The organism is Pseudomonas sp. 1176_21, assembly GCF_052850635.1.
The window spans coordinates 309,428-320,281 of record NZ_VXCV01000002.1 but is presented as its reverse complement, the minus strand read 5'-3'; the positions used below and the strand labels follow the sequence as shown (position 1 = coordinate 320,281).

The window sequence follows — 10,854 nt, the reverse complement described above, 5'->3', positions numbered from 1 at the left end:
ACGCGAAATTAACGTAGTGCGAGCACCGCGGCCCATTGTTCGTCCGTCACCGGCATCACCGACAGGCGGCTGCCCTTCTGTACCAGTGGCAGTTCGGCCAGTGCCGCCTGTTGCTTGAGGTAGCCAAGGCCCAGCACCTTGCGCAAGGTTTCCACATGCTCCACGTCCACTGCGCTCCACGGGTTCTTCTCGGCGTTGGCCTTGGCGTCGAAGTAGTGGCTCTCGGGGTCCAGTGCGGTGGGGTCGGGGTAGGCGGCGGTGGTGATGCGGGCAATACCGGCGATGCCGGGCTCGGGGCAGCTGGAGTGGTAGAAGAAGAACAGGTCGCCCACCGCCATGGCGCGCATGAAGTTGCGCGCCTGGTAGTTGCGCACCCCGTCCCAGCGCGCCTGGCCGAGGCGGGCGAGGTCTTCGATCGAGAGCTCGTCGGGCTCGGATTTCATCAGCCAGTAGGCCATCGTTGACGCTCCAGACAAAGTTTGAAATAACCTGTTGCATGAAACCGACAGCCGGTTGGCGTCAACGTTTGCGTGTGGCACCAGGTTGTCGGAGAATGCGCGCATTTTAAGCTTGACGCTGCTGCACGGCATAATAAAAACCGTTGCTGTCATCGTGATGAGTTTGCCTGAGGGGGGCAATCGATGAATCGCAAACCGGATTTGCTCTGGGTGCTCGTTTTTCTGTTTGGCCTGGGTGTGGTCACCACCGGCTATGCACAAAGCCTGTGGGAACAGAAACTCGAAACAGCCGCCTACGAGATGCCGGCCGCCCCGACCCCCGTCAAGCGTTGAGCCTTGCGGCGCCCGTTCAGGGTGCCAGGTACCACCCCCTGTCCGATACCGTGCCCTGCAGCGGCACGTCCCAACTGGCCTGGGCCAGTCGTTGCACTTTCTGGCATTCGTGCGCCAGCCCCAGCAGCAGGGGTTTCTTCCAGGCCTTGCGCCGCCCCTGATACGCCAGGCTGCGGTCATAGAACCCGCCGCCCATGCCCAGTCGCCCACCCGTCTCGTCGAAACCCACCAGCGGCAGCAGGATCAGGTCCAGTGCCCAGGTGGGTCGCTGGCGTGTGAGATTGATGCGTGGTTCGGGGATGCGGAAGCGGTTGGGGCGCAGTTTTTCACCGTGCTCGAAGCGCTGGAAGGCCATGCGGGTTCTGGGCCAGGCGTGCAGCACCGGCAGGTAGGTATGCTTGCCTCGACGTTGAGCTTCGCGCAGCAGCAGGCGCGGGTCGATCTCGCTGTCGTTGGGCAGGTACAGGGCAATGTGCCGGGCACGACGAAACAGCGGGTGCTGCGCCAGTTGCCGGTACAGGCCGCGCGCGGCACGGCGCTGTTCGGCCGGGCTGAGGGCACGGCGGGCATCACGGAGCAGACGACGAAGTTGGGGGCGGGTAAGCGGCGCGGTGTCGGTCATGGCACGGGCGGTCCCTGGGGCGACTGCCACGCAGGGGTGGCAGTGCATGTGCGTGCGCCGCTGGGCGGGCGCAGGCTGGAGAATTCAGGCTCCCCGACGAACCGCTGTCGGTGTAGCCCTTGAACCCGAAAGTTCAAGGTGGAGATTACAGGAGGCGTTAAGGCTTTCCGTCAAGCGGACATGCACACCGGCCCCACGTGCAACCCCCGTGGTTGTGCGTATCGGCTCAGGGACATGACCGACTGGCAAGCACTCCAGGGAGTGGTCGGAGTATACCCGAAACTCAGGCCGGTTTTGAACCCGCGTCGTCGGCCAATGCCTGATCGACACGTTCGAGCAGGTCGCGCACCTGTTCACGGGTGGCACCGCCGGTGGGCGCCTGCGGGCGCTCCTGATTGTGCAGCAGGTCGTGGGTGATGTTCAGCGCCGCCATCACCGCGATACGGTCGGCGCCGATCACCTTGCCGCTGCTGCGGATCTCGCGCATCTTGCTGTCCAGGTAGCGCGCTGCGCTGACCAGGTTGCTGCGCTCTTCCGGCGGGCAGATGATCGAATACTCCTTGTCGAGGATCTGAACGGTGACGCTATTGCTTGAACTCATGAGTCTTGCTCCAGGGCCTTGAGCCGCGAAATCATCGATTCGACCTTACGCCGGGCGATCTCGTTTTTTTCGATGAGGTGGGCGCGCTCCTCGCGCCAGGATTTTTCCTGAGCTAATAGGAGTGCATTTTGCCGCTTTAGTTGCTCGACACGTTCGATCAACAGCTCGAATCGGCCCATCAGCGCTTGCAGGTCGTTCTCTGGCATGACGTGCCACTCGCTTTTGTCAGACGGGTCTTACCCGCTCATTAAGTTCCGGCATGCCCCGAATTGGCGGCGTCGATGGTCTTGGCGCGCCTGCCGGTGCTAGGATACAAGGCCTTCATTCTAGTCATTGCGCCGTCTGGCGCCTAGCTGCCCATGCCCATTACGAATTCGCCATACACCGCTTTTGCCACCTTGCTCACCAGCAACGGTCACCCTGTTTCGCCTGCCGAGCTTCACGGCTTGTTGCTCGGGCGCAGCTGCGCCGGCGCCGGCTTCGATGCCGACGGCTGGTTGGCCGATGCGGCCCACCTGCTGGAAGTCGATCCTGTAGACAATGTTCGTAACGCTTTGATCGGCCTGCAGGAGATGGTCAAGGGCGAACTCACCGGTGAAGAAGTCACCGTCGTGCTGTTGCTGCCCACCGACGATGCCCCGCTGACCGAGCGTGCCATCGCCCTGGGCGAGTGGTGCAAAGGCTTCCTGTACGGCTTCGGCCTCAACTCGGCAGGCCTGAGCCTGAGTGCCGAAGCCAAGGAAGTGCTGGGTGACCTGGATGCCATTTCCCAGGTCCAGGATGCACTGGAAGAATCCGAAGACGGCGAAAGCGACTATATGGAAGTGATGGAGTACCTGCGCGTCGCACCGATGCTGCTGTTCTCCGAGCTGGCCAAGCCACAGGCGCCTGCGCCCAAGCCTTCCTTGCACTAAATGCCGAACAGGGGTTCCTCGTGCCAATAGCCCATATCCCCAAAGCGGAGTATGCCCGTCGTCGCAAGGCGCTGATGGCGCAGATGGAACCCAACAGCATCGCCATCCTGCCCGCGGCCGCGGTGGCCATTCGCAACCGCGACGTGGAGCATGTGTACCGCCAGGACAGCGACTTCCAGTACCTCAGCGGCTTCCCGGAGCCCGAGGCGGTGATTGCGCTGATCCCCGGCCGCGAGCACGGTGAGTACGTGCTGTTCTGCCGCGAGCGCAACCCCGAGCGCGAGCTGTGGGACGGCCTGCGCGCCGGCCAGGAAGGCGCGATACGCGAATACGGCGCGGACGATGCGTTCCCCATCACCGACATCGACGACATCCTGCCGGGCCTGATCGAAGGCCGCGACCGGGTGTACTCGGCCATGGGCAGCCACCCCGAATTCGACCGCCACCTGATGGAGTGGATCAACGTGATCCGCTCCAAGGCCAACCTCGGCGCCCAGCCACCGAACGAGTTCGTTGCGCTGGATCATCTGCTGCACGACATGCGCCTGTATAAATCGGCCACGGAAGTGAAGGTGATGCGCGAGGCCGCGGCGATTTCGGCACGCGCCCATGTGCGGGCCATGCAGGCCTGCCGCGCCGGGTTGCACGAATACAGCCTGGAGGCCGAGCTGGACTACGAGTTCCGCAAGGGCGGGGCGAAGATGCCGGCCTACGGCTCGATCGTGGCATCGGGTCGCAACGCCTGCATCCTGCATTACCAGCAGAACGACGCGCTGCTCAAGGACGGCGACCTGGTCCTGATCGACGCTGGGTGCGAGATCGACTGCTACGCCAGCGACATCACCCGCACCTTCCCGGTCAGCGGGCGCTTCTCGCCGGAGCAGAAAGCGATCTACGAGCTGGTGCTCAAGGCCCAGGCTGCAGCCTTTGCCGCGATTGCACCGGGCAAGCACTGGAACCATGCCCACGAGGCCACCGTGCAGGTGATCACCGAAGGGCTGGTGGAGCTGGGGCTGCTCAAGGGCGACGTGCCGGCGCTGATCGAGGCCGAGGCCCATCGGGCCTTCTACATGCACCGCGCCGGTCACTGGCTGGGGCTGGATGTGCACGACGTCGGCGAGTACAAGGTCGCCGACCAGTGGCGCGTGCTGGAGCCGGGCATGGCCCTGACGGTGGAGCCGGGCATCTACATTGCTGCCGACAACCAGAGCGTCGCGAAGAAGTGGCGCGGTATCGGCGTACGAATCGAGGACGACGTAGTGGTGACCAAGCAGGGCTGTGAAATCCTGACCTCCGGCGTACCGCGCACGGTGGCCGAAATCGAAGCATTGATGGCGGCTGCACGCAGCCACGCCGCATGAGCCGGGTCAACCTTGCCATCATCGGTGGCGGCCTGGTCGGTGCCAGCCTGGCGCTGGCCCTGCAGGCCGGGGCCAGGGCGCGTGGCTGGAAGATCCTGCTGATCGAGCCGTTCGCCCCCGGCGACAGCTTCCAGCCCAGTTACGACGCACGTTCCTCGGCGCTTTCCTACGGTACCCGGCAGATCTACGAGCGTCTGGGCCTGTGGCAGCCGATCAGCCGCCGCGCCGAACCGATCCGCCAGATCCAGGTGTCCGACCGTGGCCGCTTTGGCGCCACCCGCCTGGACGCCCTGGAAGAAGGCGTGCCGGCACTCGGCTACGTGGTCGAGAACGCCTGGCTCGGCCAGTGCCTGTGGCAGGGGCTGGATGCCGAGGTGGTGACTTGGCGCTGCCCGGCGCAGGTCAGCGCGATGCAGCCGCTGGCCGACGGCTACCGCCTGACACTGGATGACGACACCACGGTGGACTGCGACCTGGCGGTACTGGCCGACGGCGGGCGTTCCGGGCTGCGCGAGCAGTTGGGCATCCACGTCAGCCAGCGCCCGTACAACCAGAGTGCGCTGATCGCCAACATCACCCCGAGCGAGGCCCATTGCGGGCAGGCGTTCGAACGCTTCACCGATGACGGCCCGATGGCCTTGCTGCCGCTGCCGGAAAACCGCTGCGCGCTGGTCTGGACCCGTGCCGGAATGGATGCCAGACGGCTGGCCGAGATAGACGAACGAGCCTTCCTGGCCGAGCTGCAAGGCGTGTTCGGCTACCGTCTGGGCACCTTGCGCCAGGTGGGCGCGCGTCACCTCTACCCGCTGTCGCTGGTCGAGGCCCAGGAGCAGGTGCGCTCGCACCTGGTGGTGCTGGGCAACGCCGCGCACAGCCTGCACCCGATTGCCGGGCAGGGTTTCAACCTGTCGCTGCGCGACGTGCAGTCGCTGGCCGACGGTCTGCTGGCCGGGCCTGAAGTACCGGGCGACCTGGCGACCCTGCAGGCCTACCGCGAGCGCCAGCGCCTGGACCAGGACCTGACCGTGGGCTTCTCCGACAAGGTCACGCGGCTGTTCGGCAGCGGCCAGCCGTTGCTCGCCACCGGGCGCAACCTGGGCCTGCTGGGCCTGGACCTGCTGCCCCCGGCCAAGCGCTGGTTCGCCCGCCAGGCCATGGGCCTGGGTACACGCCCGGACCAGCCTGGCCAATGACCCCTTCTTCTCTTTATCGGGCTTGAAAGCATGGAAATGCGCGCAGATCTGTTGATTGTCGGTGCCGGAATGGTCGGTAGCGCCCTGGCCCTGGCCTTGCAGCACAGTGGCCTGGACATCCTGCTGCTCGACGGCAGCCCCCTGACGGTCAAGCCGTTCGATGCACAGGCGCCCTTCGAGCCGCGAGTCAGCGCGCTGTCGATGGCCAGCCAGCGCATCCTCGAGCGCGTGGGCGCCTGGCAGCACATACGCGAGCGGCGCCTGAGCCCGTATTCGGACATGCACGTGTGGGACGGCAGCGGCACCGGGCAGATCCACTTTTCGGCCGCCAGCGTGCACGCCGAGGTGCTCGGCCACATCGTCGAGAACCGCGTGGTGCAGGACGGTCTGCTGCAGCGCCTGCACGACAGCGAGATCGGCCTGCTGGCCAACGCCCGCCTGGAGCAGATGCGCCGCAGTGGCGACGACTGGCTGCTGACCCTGGCCGATGGCCGCACCCTGCGCGCGCCGCTGGTGATTGCGGCTGACGGAGCCAACTCGGCGGTGCGCCGCCTGACCGGCTGCCAAACCCGTGAGTGGGACTACCTGCACCACGCCATCGTGACCAGCGTACGCTGTGCCGAGCCGCACCAGGCCACGGCCTGGCAGCGCTTCACCGATGACGGCCCGCTGGCGTTTCTGCCACTGCTGCGCGACGGCCAGCAGCACTGGTGCTCCATCGTGTGGTCGACCACGCCTGCGCAGGCCGAGCGCCTCATGGCCCTGCCGGACGAAGCCTTCTGCGCCGAGCTGGAGCGGGCCTTCGAGGGCCGCCTGGGCACGGTGCTGGCGGCCGACCCACGGCTGTGCGTACCGCTGCGCCAGCGCCATGCCAAGCGCTACGTGGCCGAGGGCCTGGCGTTGATCGGCGATGCGGCCCACACCATTCACCCGCTGGCCGGGCAGGGCGTGAACCTTGGCTTTCTGGATGCGGCGGTGCTGGCCGAAGTGCTGCAGCATGCCCATGAGCGCGGCGAGCGCCTGGCCGACGTGCGCGTGCTGAGCCGCTACGAACGACGGCGCATGCCGCACAACCTGGCCTTGATGGCCGCAATGGAGGGCTTCGAGCGCCTGTTCCAGGCCGACCCGCTGCCGCTGCGCTGGCTGCGCAACAGTGGCCTGAAGTGGGTGGAGCAACTGCCGGAGGCTAAGGCGCTGTTCGTGCGCCAGGCGCTGGGGCTGAGCGGCGACCTGCCGGAGCTGGCACGGGCCTGAGGCGGCACCGCAACATCTGGTAACTCCTCCCTTGGCAGTTCGGTTGAGAAGGCAAATGGCATTCACTACCATTTGCGCCTCTCCCGCATTCCGAGGACCGCCTTCATGTTGCCACGCAAGCATCTACTCGCCGCCCTGGCGCTCACCCTGCTGGGCGGTACCGCACAGGCGGCGGACGAGGTGGTGGTGTATTCCTCGCGCATCGACGAGCTGATCAAGCCGGTATTCGATGCCTACACCAAGGAAACCGGGGTCAAGGTCAAGTTCATCACCGACAAGGAAGCGCCGTTGATGCAGCGCATCAAGGCCGAGGGCAGCAACGCCACCGCCGACCTGCTGCTGACCGTGGATGCCGGCAACCTCTGGCAGGCCGAGCAGATGGGTATCCTGCAGCCGATCAAGTCGGCCGTGATCGACGCCAACATTCCCCCGCAGTATCGCGCTTCGTCCCATGACTGGACCGGCCTGAGCCTGCGCGCACGGACCATTGCCTACGCCACCGACCGGGTCAAGCCCGAGGAGCTGAGCACCTATGAGGCGCTGGCCGGCAAGGAATGGGAAGGGCGCTTGTGCCTGCGTACCGCCAAGAAGGTCTACAACCAGTCGCTGACCGCGACCCTGATCGAAACCCACGGCGCCGAGAAGACCGAAGAGATCCTCAAGGGCTGGGTGAACAACCTGTCCACCGACGTGTTCTCGGATGACGTGGCAGTGCTCAAGGCCATCGAGGCCGGGCAGTGCGACGTGGGCATCGTCAATACCTACTACTATGGCCGCCTGCACAAGGAGCAGCCGCAGCTGCCGATCAAGCTGTTCTGGCCCAACCAGGCCGACCGTGGCGTGCACGTCAACCTGTCGGGCATCGGCTTGACCCGGCACGCGCCGCACAAGGAGGCCGCGATCAAGCTGGTGGAGTGGATGACCGGGCCGCAGGCGCAGAAGATCTTCGCCGATGTGAACCAGGAGTTCCCGGCCAACCCCAAGGTCGAACCTTCGGCAGAAGTGGCGGCGTGGGGCAAGTTCAAGGCCGACAGCCTGCCGGTGGAAGTGGCGGGCAAGCGTCAGGCTGAAGCGATTCGCCTGATGGATCGGGCTGGCTGGAACTGAGCGCAAGGCTTTATTCTTGCGGGGCCCCTGTCGGGGCCCATCGCGGGTCAAGCCCGCTCCTACAGGGATCACCGTGGCCCTTGTGGGAGCGGGCTTGACCCGCGATAGACCGCAACGCGGTCGCTCTCACCTTCGCCAGAGATCTCCCCCCGTGTCACACCCCGCCCAACGCCGCTGGTACCCCCTGGTCTTCACCGTCTGCGCGCTGGTGCTGCTGCCGCTGAGCGTGCTGGTGCTGTCGTGGCAGAGCATCGACCTGCAGATCTGGTCGCACCTGCTCGACACCCAGATGAGCCGCCTGTTGGGCAACACCCTGACCTTGATCCTCGGCGTGGGCGTCGGCGTCACCGTGCTGGGCGTGAGCCTGGCCTGGCTCACCAGCCTGTGCGAATTCCCCGGCCGACGCTGGCTCGACTGGGCATTGATGCTGCCCTTCGCCATCCCCGCCTATGTGCTGGCGTTCGTCTTCGTCGGTTTGCTGGACTTCTCCGGCCCGGTGCAAACCCTGCTGCGCGAATGGTTCGGCCCCATGCGCCTGCCGCGCGTGCGCTCCACCGGCGGGGTGATCATCGTGCTGGTGCTGGTGTTCTACCCCTATGTCTACCTGCTGGCACGTACCGCCTTCCTGGCCCAGGGCAAGGGCCTGATGGAAGCGGCGCGGGTGCTCGGGCAATCGCCGCTGCAAGCCTTCTGGCGCGTGGCCCTGCCCATGGCGCGGCCGGCGATCGGCGCGGGCGTGGCGCTGGCGCTGATGGAAACCCTGGCCGACTTCGGCGCGGTGGCCGTGTTCAACTTCGACACCTTCACCACCGCCATCTACAAGACCTGGTACGGCTTCTTCAGCCTCTCCAGCGCCGCCCAGCTCGCCAGCCTGTTGCTGCTGGCCGTCATGCTGGTGCTGTACGGCGAGCGCCGGGCCCGCGGTGCGGTACGCAGCAGCAACGAGCGGCCCCGGGTGGCGGCGCTGTACCACCTGCGCGGGGTCAAGGCGCTGGCTGCCAGCAGCTGGTGCCTGCTGGTGTTTGCCTGCGCGTTCGTTATCCCGGTGCTGCAGTTGCTGGTGTGGTTCTGGCAGCGCGGGCGTTTCGACCTCGACGAGCGCTATGGCGCGCTCATCCTGCATACCCTGTACCTGGGCGCCATGGCTGCGCTGATCACCGTGGCGGTGGCACTGCTGCTGGCGTTTGCCCGACGCCAGGCCCCCACCCGCGTGGTGCGCGCCGGGGTCAGCCTGGCCAACCTGGGCTACGCCTTGCCCGGCTCGGTATTGGCGGTGTCGATCATGCTGGCCTTCAGTTACCTCGACAACCAGCTGGTGGTGCCGCTTTCGAGCTGGCTTGGCGGTGCCGGCCGGCCGCTGCTGATGGGCAGCCTGGCGGCACTGCTGCTGGCCTATCTGGTGCGCTTCATTGCCGTGGCCTACGGCCCCTTGGAAAACAGCCTGGGGCGCATCCGGCCCTCGCTGCCGGAGGCCTCGCGCAGCCTCGGGGTCAGCGGCCCGCGATTGTTTTTCAAGGTGTATCTCCCGCTGCTGGTGCCGGGTGCGCTGAGCGCGGCGCTGCTGGTGTTCGTCGATGTGCTCAAGGAGATGCCCGCCACCCTGCTGATGCGCCCGTTCGGTTGGGACACCCTGGCGGTGCGGGTATTCGAGATGACCAGCGAGGGCGAGTGGTCGCGTGCCTCGCTGCCGGCGTTGACGCTGGTGCTGGTGGGGCTGCTGCCGGTCATCGGTTTGATAAGGCGTTCGGCGCGTCACCCGGGTCAGAGTCACTGAGGGTGTAAGGCTGCGCCCTTGCGGCTACAATGCGCGGCATTCGCTGCGGCCGATCAGCACCGGGTAGCTGAAACGCTGCCCTCAGCCGCAGCCTCGCCACGCCCGGAAGGAGAAACCCATGGGACAGCGTACGCCTCTTTATGACCTGCACCTGGCGCTTGGCGCCAAGATGGTCGATTTTGGCGGTTGGGACATGCCCCTGCATTACGGCTCGCAAGTCGAGGAGCACCACCAGGTGCGCCGCGACTGCGGGGTCTTCGATGTCTCGCACCTCACCGTGATCGATGTGCACGGCGCCCAGGCCACGCCCTGGCTGCGCTGGTTGCTGGCCAACGATGTGGCCAGCCCGAATGCCCACGGCAAGGCCCTGTACAGCACCCTGCTCAACGAACAGGGCGGTGTGATCGACGACCTGCTGGTCTACCGCACCGACGACGGCTACCGCCTGGTGGCCAACGCCGCCACCCGCGACAAGGACCTGGCCTGGCTGCAGGCCCATATCGGCGACTACGACGTGCAGGTGCGCGAGCGTCCCGAACTGTCGATCTTCGCTGTGCAGGGCCCGCATGCGCGGGACAAGCTGGCCGAACTGGTGAGCAGCGACCGTGCGGCGCTGATTCGTGAACTGGCCCCCTTCGAAGGCCGCAGCAGTGGCGACTGGTTCATCTCGCGTACCGGCTACACCGGCGAAGACGGCCTGGAGATCACCCTGCCGGCAGAGCAGGCCCCGGCGTTCTTCAACGACCTGGTCGGCGCCGGTATTGCCCCCAGCGGGCTGGGCGCGCGCGATACCTTGCGCCTGGAAGCGGGCATGACGCTGTACGGACAGGACATCGACGAGGCACACTCGCCACTGACCTCCAACCTGGCCCACAACATCGCCCTGGAACCGGCCGACCGCGACTTCATCGGACGCCGTGCGCTGGAGGCCGAGCAGGCCGCAGGCGTGCAGCTGAAACTGGTCGGCCTGGTGCTCGAGGAACGCGGTGTGCTGCGTGCGCATCAGGTGGTGCGAATCGCACAGATTGGCGAAGGGGAGATCACCAGTGGTAGTTTCTCTCCTACGCTGAGCAAGGCGATTGCCCTGGCCCGCGTGCCGGTGGCTACCGCCGACCGCGCCGAGGTGGAAATTCGCGGCAAGTGGTACCCGGTACGGGTGGTCAAGCCGACCTTCGTGCGCCAGGGCAAGATCCTGATCTGAATTCATTCCGGCGGGCCGACCGCTGACCTGTTGAGG

At 66.2% G+C, this 10,854-nt stretch carries 12 protein-coding genes and 1 other RNA gene; 8 read left to right on the top strand and 5 right to left on the bottom strand.

Going from position 1 to position 10,854, the window contains the following annotated elements; translation table 11 throughout:
- Positions 1-8: 8 nt before the first annotated feature.
- Positions 9-458, bottom strand: coding sequence for an EVE domain-containing protein (locus FW760_RS06460; RefSeq protein ID WP_078480689.1), 450 nt, complete (start codon positions 456-458; stop codon positions 9-11).
- 183 nt (positions 459-641) lie between these two features.
- Here FW760_RS06460 and FW760_RS06455 point away from each other — a divergent pair, with 183 nt between their 5' ends.
- Positions 642-791, top strand: coding sequence for a hypothetical protein (locus FW760_RS06455; RefSeq protein WP_167400226.1), 150 nt, complete (start codon positions 642-644; stop codon positions 789-791).
- Positions 792-807: 16 nt separating this feature from the next.
- Here FW760_RS06455 and FW760_RS06450 read toward each other — a convergent pair whose 3' ends face one another.
- The 4 genes from FW760_RS06450 to FW760_RS06435 all read right to left on the bottom strand — a co-directional run bounded on the left by FW760_RS06450 (position 808) and on the right by FW760_RS06435 (position 2,220).
- Positions 808-1,413 carry a 5-formyltetrahydrofolate cyclo-ligase gene (locus tag FW760_RS06450; protein WP_043863403.1) on the bottom strand — a complete coding sequence of 202 codons (606 nt, stop codon included), beginning with the start codon at positions 1,411-1,413 and terminating at the stop codon, positions 808-810.
- Positions 1,414-1,499: 86 nt separating this feature from the next.
- Positions 1,500-1,677: non-coding RNA, 6S RNA (gene ssrS / locus FW760_RS06445), on the bottom strand.
- 19 nt (positions 1,678-1,696) lie between these two features.
- Complete coding sequence (locus FW760_RS06440; RefSeq protein ID WP_043863404.1) at positions 1,697-2,014, bottom strand: cell division protein ZapA; 318 nt, start codon at positions 2,012-2,014, stop codon at positions 1,697-1,699.
- Complete coding sequence (locus FW760_RS06435) at positions 2,011-2,220, bottom strand: TIGR02449 family protein (RefSeq protein ID WP_043863405.1); 210 nt, start codon at positions 2,218-2,220, stop codon at positions 2,011-2,013. Before FW760_RS06435 ends, FW760_RS06440 begins: the two co-directional genes overlap by 4 nt.
- A gap of 153 nt (positions 2,221-2,373) precedes the next feature.
- On the opposite strand from FW760_RS06435, the gene FW760_RS06430 reads away from it, so the two are divergent.
- The 7 genes from FW760_RS06430 (at position 2,374) to gcvT (ending at position 10,818) form a co-directional block, all read left to right on the top strand.
- Positions 2,374-2,928, top strand: coding sequence for a YecA/YgfB family protein (locus FW760_RS06430; protein ID WP_043863406.1), 555 nt, complete (start codon positions 2,374-2,376; stop codon positions 2,926-2,928).
- Between the two features lie 26 nt (positions 2,929-2,954).
- Entirely contained in the window at positions 2,955-4,289 is a 1,335-nt protein-coding gene (gene pepP / locus FW760_RS06425; protein WP_043863469.1) for a Xaa-Pro aminopeptidase, read from the top strand.
- Positions 4,286-5,482 (top strand): 2-octaprenyl-6-methoxyphenyl hydroxylase, encoded by a 1,197-nt coding sequence (gene ubiH, locus FW760_RS06420; RefSeq protein ID WP_116052403.1) that lies wholly within the window; start codon positions 4,286-4,288, stop codon positions 5,480-5,482. Before pepP ends, ubiH begins: the two co-directional genes overlap by 4 nt.
- Before the next feature lie 36 nt (positions 5,483-5,518).
- Positions 5,519-6,736, top strand: a complete 1,218-nt coding sequence (locus tag FW760_RS06415; protein ID WP_167400227.1) for a 2-octaprenyl-3-methyl-6-methoxy-1,4-benzoquinol hydroxylase — start codon at positions 5,519-5,521, stop codon at positions 6,734-6,736.
- A 105-nt stretch (positions 6,737-6,841) separates the two neighbouring features.
- Positions 6,842-7,843 (top strand): extracellular solute-binding protein, encoded by a 1,002-nt coding sequence (locus tag FW760_RS06410; RefSeq protein ID WP_043863409.1) that lies wholly within the window; start codon positions 6,842-6,844, stop codon positions 7,841-7,843.
- Positions 7,844-7,994: 151 nt separating this feature from the next.
- Complete coding sequence (locus tag FW760_RS06405) at positions 7,995-9,617, top strand: ABC transporter permease (RefSeq protein ID WP_043863410.1); 1,623 nt, start codon at positions 7,995-7,997, stop codon at positions 9,615-9,617.
- A 118-nt stretch (positions 9,618-9,735) separates the two neighbouring features.
- Complete coding sequence (gene gcvT / locus FW760_RS06400) at positions 9,736-10,818, top strand: glycine cleavage system aminomethyltransferase GcvT (RefSeq protein ID WP_043863411.1); 1,083 nt, start codon at positions 9,736-9,738, stop codon at positions 10,816-10,818.
- Positions 10,819-10,854 lie beyond the last annotated feature (36 nt).

Excerpts from the sequence above, each read along its gene's own strand:
- FW760_RS06460 (WP_078480689.1), bottom strand. The coding sequence starts at position 458 with ATGGCCTACTGGCTGATGAAATCCGAGCCCGACGAGCTCTCGATCGAA.
- FW760_RS06455 (WP_167400226.1), top strand. The coding sequence starts at position 642 with ATGAATCGCAAACCGGATTTGCTCTGGGTGCTCGTTTTTCTGTTTGGC.
- FW760_RS06450 (WP_043863403.1), bottom strand. The coding sequence starts at position 1,413 with ATGACCGACACCGCGCCGCTTACCCGCCCCCAACTTCGTCGTCTGCTC.
- FW760_RS06440 (WP_043863404.1), bottom strand. The coding sequence starts at position 2,014 with ATGAGTTCAAGCAATAGCGTCACCGTTCAGATCCTCGACAAGGAGTAT.
- FW760_RS06435 (WP_043863405.1), bottom strand. The coding sequence starts at position 2,220 with ATGCCAGAGAACGACCTGCAAGCGCTGATGGGCCGATTCGAGCTGTTG.
- FW760_RS06430 (WP_043863406.1), top strand. The coding sequence starts at position 2,374 with ATGCCCATTACGAATTCGCCATACACCGCTTTTGCCACCTTGCTCACC.
- ubiH (WP_116052403.1), top strand. The coding sequence starts at position 4,286 with ATGAGCCGGGTCAACCTTGCCATCATCGGTGGCGGCCTGGTCGGTGCC.
- FW760_RS06415 (WP_167400227.1), top strand. The coding sequence starts at position 5,519 with ATGCGCGCAGATCTGTTGATTGTCGGTGCCGGAATGGTCGGTAGCGCC.
- FW760_RS06410 (WP_043863409.1), top strand. The coding sequence starts at position 6,842 with ATGTTGCCACGCAAGCATCTACTCGCCGCCCTGGCGCTCACCCTGCTG.
- gcvT (WP_043863411.1), top strand. The coding sequence starts at position 9,736 with ATGGGACAGCGTACGCCTCTTTATGACCTGCACCTGGCGCTTGGCGCC.